Source organism: Streptomyces sp. NPDC001606 (assembly GCF_053596835.1).
On sequence record NZ_JBSFHC010000004.1, the window covers coordinates 364522 to 379296 of the forward strand.

Below are 14775 nucleotides of genomic sequence, written 5' to 3' on the forward strand. Positions count from 1 at the left end.
GTCCGGTACTTATGCGTTGGGCCGCATAAATAGCCGTTACTCGCTGGTTTCGACTGCGTGACCACCGGGCATGAGCCGTAAGCGCTGTGGGCAATGACGCCCGCCGCACCCTCGCGGGGTGAGCCGACGACGCTCCCCCCCGCCCCCTTCCGGGCCGCCGACGGACACCGATCCGACCGATCTCGTCCGCAGCGGTCCCCTCTTGACGTCCGCCGCCACCGCGCGGCACACAGCCGCCCCGTGCGGCGCCCTGCCGCCTCGCGCGGCACCCCCGCCGCCCCGCGCGGCACCGGCCACGGACCCCGTGGTGTCCACATGGTGGAACGGAGTATCCCGCTTCCCGAGAACCGCCCCATCATGTAACCTGCACGAAATTTTGCATCTCACGCAGAGGGCCAACGTCGTCCCTCGGCACCTGCCACATGCCTCATGACGACGACGGGAGAGCCGATGCGTACGCCGCGCCAGCCGTCCCAGCACTCCGCGAATGGCCAGAACTGGTCGTTCATGGATGCTCGCCCTGCTGCGCAGGGTATGTACGACCCCCGCAACGAACGCGACGCCTGTGGCGTCGGTTTCGTCGCCACCCTTACCGGCGAGGCGTCCCACACGCTGGTCGAGCAGGCACTCACCGTGCTGCGCAACCTGGAGCACCGCGGTGCCACCGGCTCCGAGCCCGACTCGGGCGACGGCGCGGGCATCCTCTGTCAGGTGCCGGACGCCTTCTTCCGTGAGGTGGCCGGATTCGACCTTCCCGCCGCCGGCTCCTACGCGGTAGGCATCGCCTTCCTGCCGGAGGACGGCATCGCGGACGCCGTCTCGAAGATCGAGACGATCGCGGCCGAGGAGGGCCTGACGGTCCTCGGCTGGCGCGAGGTCCCGGTCGCCCCGGAGCTGCTCGGCGCCACCGCCCGCTCCACCATGCCGGCCTTCCGGCAGATCTTCGTCACCGACCGCGCCAGCGAGGGCATCGCGCTGGACCGCAAGGCCTTCGTGCTGCGCAAGCGCGCCGAGCGCGAGGCCGGTGTCTACTTCCCGTCGCTCTCCGCGCGCACGATCGTGTACAAGGGCATGCTGACCACCGGCCAGCTGGAGCCCTTCTTCCCCGACCTGTCCGACCGCCGCTTCGGCTCCGCGATCGCGCTCGTCCACTCGCGCTTCTCCACGAACACCTTCCCGTCGTGGCCGCTCGCGCACCCGTACCGCTTCGTCGCCCACAACGGTGAGATCAACACCGTCAAGGGCAACCGCAACTGGATGGTCGCCCGCGAGTCGCAGCTGGCCTCCGACCTGTTCGGCGACGGCGACCTCTCGCGCATCTTCCCGGTCTGCACCCCGGACGCCTCCGACTCCGCCTCCTTCGACGAGGTGCTGGAGCTGCTGCACCTGGGCGGCCGGTCGCTGCCGCACTCCGTGCTGATGATGATCCCGGAGGCGTGGGAGAACCACGACTCCATGGACCCCGCCCGGCGCGCCTTCTACGGCTTCCACTCCACGATGATGGAGCCCTGGGACGGCCCGGCCTGTGTCACCTTCACCGACGGCACCCAGGTCGGCGCCGTGCTCGACCGCAACGGTCTGCGCCCCGGCCGCTACTGGGTCACCGACGACGGCCTCGTCGTGCTCGGCTCCGAGGTCGGCGTCCTCGACATCGACCCGGCCAAGGTCGTCCGCAAGGGCCGCCTCCAGCCCGGCAAGATGTTCCTCGTCGACACCGCCGAGCACCGCATCATCGAGGACGACGAGATCAAGGCGGCCCTCGCCGCCGAGCAGCCGTACGCCGAGTGGCTGGAGACCGGCGAGATCGAGCTGAGCGACCTGCCCGAGCGCGAGCACATCGTGCACACCCACGCCTCGGTCACCCGCCGCCAGCAGACCTTCGGCTACACCGAGGAAGAGCTGCGCGTCATCCTCGCCCCGATGGCCCGCACCGGCGCCGAGCCGATCGGCTCCATGGGCACGGACTCGCCGATCGCGGCCCTGTCCGAGCGCCCGCGCCTGCTCTTCGACTACTTCACCCAGCTGTTCGCGCAGGTCACCAACCCGCCGCTGGACGCGATCCGCGAGGAACTGGTCACCTCGCTGCGCAGCTCGCTGGGCCCGGAGGGCAACCTGCTCGAGCCGACCGCCGCCTCCTGCCGGTCCGTCGTGCTGCCCTTCCCGGTCATCGACAACGACGAGCTGGCCAAGCTCATCCACATCAACGCCGACGGCGACATGCCCGGCTTCAAGGCCGCGACCCTGTCCGGTCTGTACCGGGTGAGCGGCGGCGGCGACTCCCTCGCCGCGCGGATCGAGGAGATCTGCGCCGAGGCCGACGCCGCCATCGAGAACGGCGCCCGGCTGATCGTCCTGTCCGACCGCCACTCCGACGCCGAGCACGCGCCGATCCCGTCGCTGCTGCTCACCGCGGCCGTCCACCACCACCTCATCCGCACCAAGCAGCGCACCCACGTGGGCCTGCTGGTCGAGGCCGGCGACGTCCGCGAGGTCCACCACGTCGCCCTGCTGATCGGCTACGGCGCCGCCGCCGTCAACCCGTACCTGGCCATGGAGTCGGTCGAGGACCTGCTGCGCGCGGGCACCTTCATCGACGGCATCGAGCCGGAGCAGGCCATCAAGAACCTGATCTACGCCCTCGGCAAGGGCGTGCTGAAGGTCATGTCGAAGATGGGCATCTCCACCGTCGCCTCCTACCGCGGCGCCCAGGTCTTCGAGGCCGTCGGCCTGGACGAGGCCTTCGTGGAGAAGTACTTCAACGGCACCGCCACCAAGATCGGCGGCGTCGGCATCGACGTCATCGCCCAGGAGGTCGCCGCCCGGCACGCCAAGGCCTACCCGGCCTCCGGCATCGCCCCGGCGCACCGCGCGCTGGACATCGGCGGCGAGTACCAGTGGCGCCGCGAGGGCGAGCCGCACCTGTTCGACCCGGAGACGGTCTTCCGCCTCCAGCACTCCACGCGCAGCGGCCGCTACGACATCTTCAAGAAGTACACGGAGCGCGTGAACGAGCAGTCCGAGCGGCTCATGACGCTCCGCGGGCTCTTCGGCTTCAAGTCCGACCGCGCGCCGATCCCCGTCGACGAGGTCGAGCCGGTCTCCGAGATCGTCAAGCGCTTCTCCACCGGCGCCATGTCGTACGGCTCCATCTCCAAGGAGGCGCACGAGACCCTCGCCATCGCCATGAACCAGCTGGGCGGCAAGTCCAACACCGGTGAGGGCGGCGAGGACCCGGAGCGCCTGTACGACCCGGCGCGCCGCTCGGCGATCAAGCAGGTCGCCTCCGGCCGCTTCGGCGTCACCTCCGAGTACCTGGTCAACGCGGACGACATCCAGATCAAGATGGCCCAGGGCGCCAAGCCCGGCGAGGGCGGCCAGCTGCCCGGCCACAAGGTCTACCCGTGGGTCGCCAAGACGCGTCACTCGACGCCGGGCGTCGGCCTGATCTCGCCGCCGCCGCACCACGACATCTACTCCATCGAGGACCTGGCCCAGCTGATCCACGACCTGAAGAACGCGAACCCGCAGGCGCGGATTCACGTGAAGCTGGTCTCCGAGGTCGGCGTCGGCACGGTCGCGGCCGGTGTGTCCAAGGCGCACGCGGACGTCGTCCTGATCTCCGGCCACGACGGCGGTACGGGCGCCTCGCCGCTCACCTCGCTGAAGCACGCCGGCGGTCCCTGGGAGCTGGGCCTCGCCGAGACCCAGCAGACCCTGCTGCTCAACGGCCTGCGCGACCGTATCGTCGTGCAGACCGACGGCCAGCTGAAGACCGGCCGTGACGTGGTCATCGCCGCGCTGCTCGGCGCCGAGGAGTTCGGTTTCGCGACCGCTCCGCTCGTCGTCTCCGGCTGCGTGATGATGCGCGTCTGCCACCTGGACACCTGCCCGGTCGGCATCGCCACCCAGAACCCGGTGCTGCGCGACCGCTTCGCCGGCAAGGCCGAGTACGTGGTGAACTTCTTCCAGTTCATCGCGCAGGAGGTCCGCGAGATCCTCGCCGAGCTGGGCTTCCGCTCCATCGAGGAGGCCGTCGGCCACGCCGAGGCGCTCGACGTCGCCCGTGCCGTCGACCACTGGAAGGCGCAGGGCCTGGACCTGGAGCCGCTGTTCCACGTGCCGTCGCTGCCCGAGGGCGCGGTGCGCCACCAGGTGGTCGAGCAGGACCACGGCCTGGAGAAGGCGCTGGACAACGAGCTGATCAAGCTCGCCGCCGACGCCCTCGCCGCCGGCGACGCCACCGAGGCCCAGCCGGTGCGCGCCCAGGTCGCCATCCGCAACATCAACCGCACGGTCGGCACCATGCTCGGCCACGAGGTGACGAAGAAGTTCGGCGGTGCGGGCCTGCCCGACGACACCATCGACATCACCTTCACCGGTTCGGCCGGCCAGTCCTTCGGCGCCTTCCTGCCGCGCGGTGTCACGCTGCGCCTGGAGGGCGACGCCAACGACTACGTCGGCAAGGGCCTCTCGGGCGGCCGTGTCATCGTCCGCCCGGACCGGGCCGCCGACCACCTCGCCGAGTACTCGGTCATCGCGGGCAACACCATCGGCTACGGCGCGACCGGCGGCGAGCTGTTCCTGCGCGGCCGCACCGGTGAGCGCTTCTGCGTCCGCAACTCCGGCGCGCTGGTCGTCTCCGAGGGCGTGGGCGACCACGGCTGCGAGTACATGACCGGTGGCCACGCGGTCGTCCTCGGCCCGACCGGCCGCAACTTCGCGGCGGGCATGTCCGGCGGTATCGCCTACGTCATCGACCTGGACCCGGACAACGTCAACGCCGGCAACGCCGACGCGGTCGAGGCGCTGGACGACACCGACAAGCAGTGGCTGCACGACGTGGTGCGCCGCCACGCCGAGGAGACCGGCTCGACGGTCGCCGAGAAGCTGCTCGCCGACTGGGACACGGCCGTGCAGCGGTTCAGCAAGATCATCCCCAGCACGTACAAGGCAGTGCTCGCCGCCAAGGACGCCGCCGAGCGAGCCGGTCTGTCGGAGACCGAGATCACCGAGAAGATGATGGAGGCGGCGATCAATGGCTGACCCGAAGGGCTTCCTGAACCACGGCCGTGAGGTCGCCAAGACCCGTCCCGTCGCCGAGCGCGTCAAGGACTGGAACGAGGTCTACGTCCCCGGCTCGCTGCTGCCGATCATCAGCAAGCAGGCCAGCCGGTGCATGGACTGCGGCATCCCGTTCTGCCACAACGGCTGTCCGCTGGGGAACCTGATCCCCGAGTGGAACGACTACGCCTACCGCGAGGACTGGGCGGCCGCCCAGGAGCGGCTGCACGCGACCAACAACTTCCCGGAGTTCACCGGTCGCCTCTGCCCGGCCCCTTGTGAGTCGGCGTGTGTGCTCGGCATCAACCAGCCGCCGGTCACCATCAAGAACGTCGAGGTCTCGATCATCGACAAGGCGTGGGAGACCGGGGACGTCGCCCCGCAGATCCCCGAGCGCCTGTCCGGCAAGACGGTCGCGGTCATCGGCTCGGGCCCGGCGGGTCTCGCCGCCGCCCAGCAGCTGACCCGGGCCGGCCACACGGTCGCCGTCTACGAGCGCGCGGACCGCATCGGAGGCCTCCTCCGCTACGGCATCCCCGAGTTCAAGATGGAGAAGCGGCACATCAACCGCCGTATCGAGCAGATGCGCGCGGAGGGCACCCGCTTCCGGACCGGGGTGGAGATCGGCCGCGACATCAACGCGCGCGACCTGAAGAAGCGGTACGACGCGATCGTCATCGCCGCCGGCGCCACGACCGCCCGTGACCTGCCGGTGCCGGGCCGCGAGCTCAAGGGCATCTACCAGGCGATGGAGTACCTGCCCCTGGCGAACAAGGTGCAGGAGGGCGACTACGTCACCGCGCCCATCTCCGCCGAGGGCAAGCACGTCGTCGTGATCGGCGGCGGTGACACCGGCGCGGACTGCGTGGGCACCGCCCACCGGCAGGGCGCGGCCTCCGTCACCCAGCTGGAGATCATGCCCCGCCCGAACGAGGAGCGGAACCCGGCCAGCCAGCCGTGGCCGACCTTCCCGATGCTCTACAAGGTGACCAGCGCCCACGAGGAGGGCGGCGAGCGCGTCTACTCGGTCTCCACCACCCACTTCGAGGGCGACGAGGACGGCAACGTCCAGTGGCTGCACCTCACCGAGGTGGAGTTCGTCGACGGCAAGCTGACCCCGAAGCCGGGCACCGAGCGCAAGATCCCCGCCCAGCTGGTCACCCTCGCCATGGGCTTCACCGGCACCGACCGGGAGAACGGCCTGGTGGACCAGTTTGGTCTAGACCTCGACGAACGCGGTAACATCGCCCGCGACGCCGACTTCCAGACCAACGTGCCGGGTGTGTTCGTCGCCGGTGACGCCGGCCGCGGCCAGTCCCTGATCGTGTGGGCGATCGCGGAAGGCCGCTCGGCCGCCCGCGGGGTCGACCGCTACCTGACCGGTGCCAGCGACCTGCCGGCCCCGATCCGCCCGACGGACCGCGCCCTGGCGGTCTGACGGCACCCCTGAGACGTCCCGCACAACGGCGTGCGGAACACCGAACGGCGCCTGCCCAACTGTCCCCGACCGGACGCCCGGGCAGGCGTCGTCGCATGTCCGCACCCCTCGCTCACCCGCCCGCCGTTCTGCCGAGCGCGTCGTCGAGGAACACCGCCCGGCACTCCTCGGGGGTGCCCCACGCCGAGCGCAGGGCGCGGGCCCGGGTCAGCCACAGCGACAGGTCGTACTCCGCCGTGTAGCCGATCGCGCCATGCAGATGCAGCGCCGTACGGGCCGTGGTGTACGCCGCCTCGCAGGCCGCCAGCTTGGCCGCGGCCACGTCCGCCGGGCGCAGCGACACCGCCGCGCCGAAGACCAGGGGGCGGGCGAACTCCAGGGCGGTCCTGGCGTCCGCCAACCGGTGCTTGACCGCCTGGAAGGAGCCCACGGGCACGCCGAACTGGGTGCGCCGGCGCACATGGGCGACGGTCCGGTCCAGCAGTGCCAGTCCGGTGCCGAGGGCCTGGGCGGCGGTGGCCAGCCGGGTCCAGACCAGGGCGTCCGGAGGGGGCGGCCCGGCGGTGAGCAGCTCGCCGTCCGGGGCCAGCGGGGTGTGCCGGCGGGCCGGGTCGAGGCTGCGGCGGACCGGCCCTGCGGCGGTGGACAGCCGCAGCCCCTCGGGGGTGGGCAGCAGCCGGAGCGTGGCCGCGTCGCCGTCCAGCGCGTATCCGCCGGTCGCCGCCACCGTCGCCATCTCCGTCCCTGCCGCGAGCCCGGGCAGGAACCGCCCGGCCGTGCCGGGACCGGTGAGGAGCACGGCCGCCGCGACCGTCTCCGCCAGCGGGCCCGGGACCGCGTGGCGCCCCAGCTCCGTGAAGGCGACCGCCAGGTCCACCGGGCGCCGGCCCAGACCGCCGTACTCCTGTGGCACCGCGAGAGCGAACACCCCCGCCTCGGCGAGCCGCGCCCACAGCGCACGCCCGCGTGCCTGGTCGCCGCGGCTCCAGTCGCGGATCACCGCCGGGGTGTCCGCGGCCGTCAGCATCCGGTCCAGGGTGGCCGCGAAGGCGCGCTGCTCGGTGTCGAGGAGGAAGCGCATCAGCGGCGTCCCTTCGGCAGGCCGAGCAGCCGCTCGGCGATGATGTCGCGCTGGATCTCGTTCGTGCCCGCGTAGATGGGCCCGGCGAGCGCGAAGACATAGCCCTCCGCCCAGGCCGTGTCCGCGAACTCGCCCTCCCCGTCCAGCAGATCGAGCGCCGTCTCGTGCAGCGCGAGGTCCAGCTCGGACCAGAACACCTTGTTCATGCTGGACTCCGGGCCGAGCCGGGCGCCGTCCAGGAAGCGGCAGGCGGCCGCGTAGGTGAACAGCTGGTAGGCGCGGGCGCCGACCAGGGCGTCGGCCACCCGCTGCCGCAGGTGCTCCGGGCGGCCGCGCGCCCGCCAGAGGCCGAGCAGCCGGTCCGCCGCCGCCAGATAGCGGCCCGGGGAGCGCAGGGTGAGGCCGCGTTCGTTGCCCGCCGTGGACATCGCTATCCGCCAGCCCTCGCCGGGCTCGCCGATCACGTCCTCGTCCGGCACGAACACCTCGTCCAGGAACAGCTCGGCGAAGGCCGGCTTCCCGTCGAGACGGGCGACCGGGCGGACGGTGACACCGGGGGAGCGCAGGTCGAACATCAGATAGGTCAGCCCCTGGTGCGGCTTGCCGGCCCGCGGCTCGCTGCGGAACAGCCCGAAGGCCCGGTCGGCGAAGGCCGCCCGCGACGACCAGGTCTTCTGCCCGCTGAGCAGCCAGCCGCCCGCCGTCCGTACGGCCCTTGAGCGAAGCGCGGCCAGATCCGAGCCGGCCCCGGGCTCCGACCAGGCCTGGGCCCAGACGACCTCGCCGGTGGCCATCGGCGGCAGCACCCGCGCGCGCTGCTCCTGGGTGCCGTGGTCGAAGAGGGTCGGCGCGAGCAGGCTGACGCCGTTCTGGCCGACCCGGCCCGGCGCGCCCGCCGACCAGTACTCCTCCTCGAAGACCAGCCAGCGCAGCAGCCCGGCGTCCCGCCCGCCGTACCGCTCCGGCCACGACACCACCGACCAGCGGTCCGCGGCCAGTTCGGCCTCCCAGGCGCGATGGGCGGCGAAACCCTCCGCCGTCTCCAGGGACGGCAGCGGGGTGCGCGGCACATGGGCGGCCAGCCAGGCCCGCGCCTCGGCACGGAACTCCTCGTCGGCCTTCGAGTGGGTCAGGTCCACGGTCCCCGTCACCGTCCTTCCCTAACAAGTGTTTGGTAGGTTAGCGTGGCCCTATGACAGGCGTCGAGAGCCCGGCCTATGTGCCCGGGCACGGACTGCTGAAGGACCGCACCGCCGTCATCACCGCCGCCGCCGGCACCGGCATCGGCGGGGCGACCGCGCGCCGCTTCCTGGAGGAGGGCGCGCGGGTGCTGATCAGCGACGCCCATGCGCGCCGGCTGAAGGAACAGGAGGCGGAACTGGGCCGCCGCTTCCCCGGCGCGGTCACCGCCGTGCCCTGCGACGTCACCGACGAGGCCCAGGTGCACACGCTCTTCGACACGGCCGTCGCCCGGCACGGTCGGCTGGACATCGTCGTCAACAACGCCGGACTCGGCGGCACTTCGCCCCTCGCCGACATGACCGACGAGCAGTGGAACCGGGTCCTGGACGTGACCCTGGGCGGCACCTTCCGCTGCACCCGCGCGGCCCTGCGCGCCATGCGCGAGACCGGCGGCGGGGTCATCGTCAACAACGCCTCCGTCGTCGGCTGGCGCGCCCAGGCCGGGCAGGCCCACTACGCCGCCGCCAAGGCCGGGGTGATGGCCCTGACCCGGTGCGCGGCCGTCGAGGCCGCCGCCTACGGAGTGCGGGTCAACGCGGTCGCCCCCAGCCTCGCCCTGCACCCGCACCTGGTGAAGGTCACCACCGCCGAACTCCTCGAGGAACTGACCGAGCGTGAGGCCTTCGGCCGGTACGCCGAGCCCTGGGAAGTGGCCAACGTGATCGTCTTCCTCGCCTCCGGCTACTCCTCGTACATGACCGGCGAGGTCGTCGCCGTCAGCAGCCAGCACCCCTAGGACCACAATGGGTGCGTGTCGACCAAGAAGAAGCCCCAGGTGACCGCGGCCGCGGCCCGGCGCGGCGAACTCCTCAGCACCGCCGCCGAGGTCTTCGCCGAGCATGGCTACAACGCCACCACCGTCCGCAAGATCGCCGACCATGCCGGGATGCTCGCGGGCAGCCTCTACTACCACTTCGACTCCAAGGAGTCGATGCTCGAGGAGATCCTCCGGACCTTCCTGGACGAGCTGTGGGACGGCTACGACACCGTCCTCGCCTCCGGCCTCGGGCCCCGGCAGACGCTGGAGGCGCTGGTCACCGAGTCCTTCCGGGAGATCGACCGGCACCGCGCCGCCGTCGCGATCTACCAGAAGGAGAGCCGACAGCTCGTCGCCCAGGACCGGTTCGCCTTCCTCGCCGAGTCCCAGCGCCGGTTCGAGAAGGCCTGGCTGTCCACGCTCGAACGCGGGGTCGCCGAACGGGTCTTCCGCGCCGACCTGGACGTCCGGCTCACCTACCGGTTCGTGCGCGACACCGTCTGGGTCGCCGCCTCCTGGTACCGGCCCGGCGGACAGCACAGCCCCGAGGAGATCGCCCGCCAGTATCTGTCGATGGTGCTGGACGGGATCGCCGTACGCGAATGACACGGGTGGCAACACCCCTTCCTGCTGCGGGAGTCAGCATGGCCGAGGCCTATATCGTCGAAGCGGTCCGCACACCGGTCGGGCGGCGCGGGGGAGGGCTCAGCGAGGCCCACCCGGCCGACCTGGGCGCGCATGTCCTCACGGCGCTGATGGAGCGGACCGGGATCGACCCGGCCGCCGTCGAGGACGTCGTCTTCGGCTGCCTGGACGCGGTGGGCCCGCAGGCCGGGGACATCGCCCGCACCTGCTGGCTGGCCGCGGGGCTGCCCGAGGAGGTGCCGGGCGTCACCGTCGACCGGCAGTGCGGATCCTCCCAGCAGGCCGTGCACTTCGCCGCGCAGGCCGTGCTCTCCGGCACCCAGGACCTGGTGGTCGCCGGCGGCGTGCAGAACATGTCCCGGATACCCATCGGCTTCGCCTCCCGCCAGGCCGCCGTCCCGCTCGGCCTGACCGACGGCCCCTTCCTCGGCAGCACCGGCTGGCGTGCCCGGTACGGCGACCAGCCCGTCAACCAGTTCGCCGGCGCCGAGATGATCGCCGCGCAGTGGGGCATCAGCCGCGCGGACCAGGAGGAGTTCGCCCTGCGCTCGCACCGGCGGGCGCTGCGGGCCCTCGACACCGGCCGCTTCGACCGCGAGAGCGTCCCCTACGGCAGGGCCGCGGTGGACGAGGGCCCGCGCCGGGACACCTCCCTGGAGAAGATGGCCGCGCTGAAGCCCGTACTCGACGGCGGCACCATCACCGCCGCCTGCTCCTCCCAGGTCTCCGACGGCGCGGCCGCCCTGCTGCTCGCCTCGGAGCGGGCCGTCCGCGAACACGGCCTGCGCCCCCGTGCCCGCATCCACCACCTCTCCGTCCGCGGCGAGGACCCTGTCCGGATGCTGTCCGCACCCATCCCGGCCACCGCGCACGCCCTGCGGAAGACCGGCCTGACCATCGACGCGATCGACCTGGTCGAGATCAACGAGGCCTTCGCGCCGGTCGTCCTGGCCTGGCTGAAGGAGACCGGCGCCGACCCCGACCGGGTCAACGTCAACGGCGGCGCGATCGCCCTCGGCCACCCCCTCGGCGCGACCGGCGTCCGCCTGATGACCACCCTCCTGCACGAACTGGAACGCACCGGCGGCCGCTACGGCCTCCAGACGATGTGCGAGGGCGGCGGCCAGGCGAACGTGACGATCATCGAGCGTCTGTGAGAGGGACGGCGGTCACTGAACCTCTCCGAGCCCGCCCACATGCTTCAGTACCTCCTCCGCTTCCGTCATGATCCGTTCCAGCAGTTCCGCACACGACGGCAGGTCGTCGATCACTCCGGCGACCTGCCCGGCCGCCATCACCCCGAGGTCCGTACGGCCGTCCACCATGGCCGACTTCAGCAGCATCGGGGTGTTCGCGGCGAGCAGCAGCTGGCTCCAGGACAGCTCCTTGCCGTGCCGGTGGGCGAGGCCGTCGCGGACCAGTTGCCGCCAGGTCAGCCCCGACAGCCGCCGGAAGCTAGCCGCCCGCCGCACCGCGTGCGCGAAGGTCCGTATCCGGCCCGACCGCTCCAGCGCGTCCACCAGCTCCGAGCGCAGCATCCGGTGCGGCAGGCCGTCCACCGCCCGGGTGACCGTGACGTCCCGGACCGTCGCCGCCAGATACCGGGCCCGCACCGGCTCCGGCACCGTCGAGTCGGAGGTGAGCAGGAACCGGGTGCCCATCGCCACCCCGGCCGCCCCGTACGCCAGCGCCGCGACCAGGCCCCGCCCGTCGAAGAAGCCGCCCGCCGCCACCACCGGTATCCGCACCGCGTCCACCACCTGCGGCAACAGCACGCTCGTCGCCACCTCGCCGGTATGCCCGCCGCCCTCGCCGCCCTGCACGATCACCGCGTCCGCACCCCACGCGGCCACCTTCTCCGCGTGCCGTCGCGCCCCGACGGACGGGATGACCACGACCCCGGCCTCCTTCAGCGCGGTGATCAGCTCGCGCGAGGGCGCGAGCGCGAAGGAGGCCACCCGGACGCCCTCCGCCAGCATGATCTCCACGCGGTCCGCCGCGTCGCCCGCGTCGGCGCGCAGGTTCACCCCGAACGGCGCGTCGGTACGGGACCGCACCTCCCGGATCGCCTCGCGCAACCGGCCCGGTGTCATCGTCGCGGACGCCAGGATGCCGAGCGCGCCCGCGTTCGCCGCCGCCGAGACCAGCCGTGGGCCGGCCACCCAGCCCATCCCGGTCTGCACCACCGGATGCCGGACCCCGACCAGCCGGGTCAGTGCCGTGTCCATCAGGCCGGAACCTCCCTGGCCCGGGTGTTCCCGGGATCGATCACCTCACGGATCAGGCGCAGTTCGGCGGCGGTCGGCTCACGGGTCTGCGGCACCCCGTCCGGGATCACCAGCTCGAACCCGGTCGCCTCCCGGACCTGGTCCACCGTCACGCCCGGATGCACCGAGACCAGCCGCATGGTGCGCTCCGGCGTGGCGAAGTCGAAGACGCCGAGGTCGGAGACGACCCGTGGGATGCGGTGGTACGGCGCACCGGCCGCCCGGTCGTACCCCACCCCGCACACCATGTCGACCTTCTCGACGAAGACCCGCCGGGAATGCTTCGGGATCCAGTAACTGGTCGGGTTGTTGAGCGTGTTGACGGGCGCCCCGCGCACCCCGAGCAGCTGCCGGGCCGGCCTCGCCCAGTCGCCGATGCAGGAGATGTTCTGGTTGCCGTACCGGTCGATCTGGCTCGCGCCCATCATCACGTGCCGCCGGCCCCCGGTGACCAGTTCCAGATGCCTGCGGTACGGCAGCCAGCCCTCGACGGTGCCGTCCGGGCCCACGAGCTGCGCCTCCCCGTCGGTCAGCAGCAGATCCGGCGCGAAGGTCCGCCGGGCGAGCCGGGCGGCGACGGACGGGACCAGGCCCATCGGGCTCGCCAGGATCTCGCCCGCGCCCCGCCAGGCCTCGGCGCAGGCGATGACGCAGTACTCGGCACGGGAGACGAGCCCGCGTCCGGCGGCTGCGGCCTCGCTCATGACCCCTCCTCGACGGCCGCCCGGTAGGCGCGCTCGTCCCCGCCCAGATAACGCGCCGCGAACCGGGGCCAGTCGGTCGTCGCGTACCGCTTCTGGAACGCCTCGTCCCGGCCGTAGTCGGGGGCGCAGGAGGTGAAGTGGGCGCCGCCCGGTGCCTCCACCACCCCGGTCACCACATGCCGCCCTACCAGCAGGGTCTGCGGGGCTGCCGCCTTCGTCAGCTCGGCCGTGTCGACGATCCGCTCGCAGGACACATAGGCGCTGTCCGCCGCGGCGCAGAACAGGTCGTCGAAGTAGGGGTCCGGGCCCAGATACTGGCCGTTGCCCTGCCGGTCGGCGCGGTTGACGTGCACCAGAGCGGCGTCCAGGCGCAGGGCGGGCATGGCGACGAACGTCTCCCCGTCCTCGTACGGCGACGTGACCGTCCTCAGGCCCGGGTTGACCCGCATCACGTCCGAGCCGAGACCCGCCCGGACCGGCAGGAACGGCAGCCGGTTCGCGGCGGCGCGCAGCCCCCACAGGAACATCGCCTCGTCGATCTCCGTCAGTTCGAAGGCACCCCGCTCACGGGCCGCCCGGTAGTGCGGCTCCAGCGGGATCGAGTCGAGGGTGACGAAGGCGGTGACCAGCCTGCGGATCCGGCCGGCGGCGGCCAGCATCCCGACGTCCGGACCGCCGTACGACACGACCGTGAGGTCGCTGATCCCCGTCCGCAGCAGCGCCCTGACCAGGGCCATCGGCTTGCGCCGGGAGCCCCAGCCGCCGATGCCGAGCGTCATGCCGCTCGCCAGCCGGCCGGCCACCTCCTCGGCGGTCATCGTCTTGTCGGCCATCTACGCACCCTCCTTCCCGAACGTGTCGCGGACCCGGTCGGCCAGGCCGCTGAGGTTGGCCTCGAAGGTGAAGCCCTGCTCGAAGCGGTAGCTGCGGCGCACATCGACCGGATCGATGCCGTTGATCGCGGCCTTGGCCATCCGCAGCAGCCGCCCGTCCTTGGCGGCGATCTCCCGGGCCAGCTCCAGGGCCGCCGCCCGCAGCCCCGCACGCGGCACCACCCGCCACACCGAGCCGTGCCGGTGCAGCTCGGCGGCGCTCGCCATGCGCCCGGTGTAGTACAGGGCGCGCATCAGGTGCTGCGGGACCAGCCGGGCGAGATGGGTGGCGGCGCCCAGCGCGCCCCGGTCCAGCTCGGGCAGCCCGAAGACGGCGTCCTCGCTGGCCACGATCGCGTCCGCGTTGCCCACCAGCCCTATCCCGCCGCCCAGGCAGAAGCCGTGCACCGCCGCCACGACGGGGGTCTCGCACTCGTACACCGCCGCGAAGGCGTCCGCGCAGCCGTGGTTGGCGCCGATCAGCGCCCGCTGCCCGGCCGCCTGTATCTCCTTGATGTCCACGCCCGCGTTGAACCCGCGGCCTTCCGCGGCCAGGACCACGCACCGGACCCCCGGATCGCGGGCCGCCGTGCGCACGGCCGCGGCCAGCGCGGACCAGCCGGCCACCGGCAGTGCGTTCACCGGCGGGAAGTCGACCGTGACGAGCGAAATCCCCTTTTCCGGGGACGAGAGGGAGACACCCATGGA

11 protein-coding genes are annotated in these 14775 nt (G+C 72.3%); 5 read left to right on the forward strand and 6 right to left on the reverse strand.

What is annotated here, in order from left to right:
* Window positions 1–450 precede the first annotated feature (450 nt).
* Together gltB and ACWCV9_RS11405 are read left to right on the forward strand one after the other, a co-directional pair.
* A complete protein-coding gene (gene gltB / locus ACWCV9_RS11400; RefSeq protein WP_450785703.1) occupies window positions 451–5043 on the forward strand; it encodes a glutamate synthase large subunit in 4593 nt (1530 codons plus the stop codon).
* Window positions 5036–6499 (forward strand): glutamate synthase subunit beta, encoded by a 1464-nt coding sequence (locus ACWCV9_RS11405; protein ID WP_450785704.1) that lies wholly within the window; start codon window positions 5036–5038, stop codon window positions 6497–6499. Before gltB ends, ACWCV9_RS11405 begins: the two co-directional genes overlap by 8 nt.
* Window positions 6500–6611: 112 nt before the next feature.
* Here ACWCV9_RS11405 and ACWCV9_RS11410 read toward each other — a convergent pair whose 3' ends face one another.
* Together ACWCV9_RS11410 and ACWCV9_RS11415 are read right to left on the reverse strand one after the other, a co-directional pair.
* Window positions 6612–7580 carry an acyl-CoA dehydrogenase family protein gene (locus ACWCV9_RS11410; protein ID WP_450785706.1) on the reverse strand — a complete coding sequence of 323 codons (969 nt, stop codon included), beginning with the start codon at window positions 7578–7580 and terminating at the stop codon, window positions 6612–6614.
* On the reverse strand, window positions 7580–8719 hold the full coding sequence (locus ACWCV9_RS11415) for an acyl-CoA dehydrogenase family protein (protein ID WP_450785793.1): 1140 nt from the start codon (window positions 8717–8719) through the stop codon (window positions 7580–7582). Before ACWCV9_RS11415 ends, ACWCV9_RS11410 begins: the two co-directional genes overlap by 1 nt.
* A 53-nt stretch (window positions 8720–8772) precedes the next feature.
* Here ACWCV9_RS11415 and ACWCV9_RS11420 point away from each other — a divergent pair, with 53 nt between their 5' ends.
* The 3 genes from ACWCV9_RS11420 to ACWCV9_RS11430 are packed head-to-tail and all read left to right on the forward strand — an operon-like array spanning window position 8773 to window position 11381.
* The gene (locus tag ACWCV9_RS11420) at window positions 8773–9558 is read left to right on the forward strand and encodes an SDR family oxidoreductase (protein WP_450785708.1); all 786 of its coding nucleotides are present in this window, start codon (window positions 8773–8775) and stop codon (window positions 9556–9558) included.
* 15 nt (window positions 9559–9573) lie between these two features.
* Window positions 9574–10185: a TetR/AcrR family transcriptional regulator gene (locus tag ACWCV9_RS11425; RefSeq protein WP_385843875.1), complete on the forward strand. Its 612-nt coding sequence runs from the start codon at window positions 9574–9576 to the stop codon at window positions 10183–10185.
* Between the two features lie 38 nt (window positions 10186–10223).
* Complete coding sequence (locus ACWCV9_RS11430; protein ID WP_450785710.1) at window positions 10224–11381, forward strand: acetyl-CoA C-acetyltransferase; 1158 nt, start codon at window positions 10224–10226, stop codon at window positions 11379–11381.
* A 12-nt stretch (window positions 11382–11393) separates the two neighbouring features.
* On the opposite strand, the gene ACWCV9_RS11435 is transcribed toward ACWCV9_RS11430, so the two are convergent.
* From ACWCV9_RS11435 to ACWCV9_RS11450, 4 genes are read right to left on the reverse strand one after another with little or no spacing between them, the layout of a single operon-like run.
* Window positions 11394–12452: an NAD(P)H-dependent flavin oxidoreductase gene (locus ACWCV9_RS11435; protein ID WP_450785712.1), complete on the reverse strand. Its 1059-nt coding sequence runs from the start codon at window positions 12450–12452 to the stop codon at window positions 11394–11396.
* On the reverse strand, window positions 12452–13195 hold the full coding sequence (locus tag ACWCV9_RS11440; protein ID WP_450785713.1) for a CoA-transferase subunit beta: 744 nt from the start codon (window positions 13193–13195) through the stop codon (window positions 12452–12454). The genes ACWCV9_RS11435 and ACWCV9_RS11440 overlap by 1 nt, the downstream gene beginning before the upstream one ends.
* Window positions 13192–14028: a CoA transferase subunit A gene (locus ACWCV9_RS11445; protein WP_450785715.1), complete on the reverse strand. Its 837-nt coding sequence runs from the start codon at window positions 14026–14028 to the stop codon at window positions 13192–13194. Before ACWCV9_RS11445 ends, ACWCV9_RS11440 begins: the two co-directional genes overlap by 4 nt.
* A complete protein-coding gene (locus ACWCV9_RS11450) occupies window positions 14029–14772 on the reverse strand; it encodes an enoyl-CoA hydratase family protein (RefSeq protein ID WP_450785716.1) in 744 nt (247 codons plus the stop codon).
* Window positions 14773–14775: the final 3 nt, after the last annotated feature.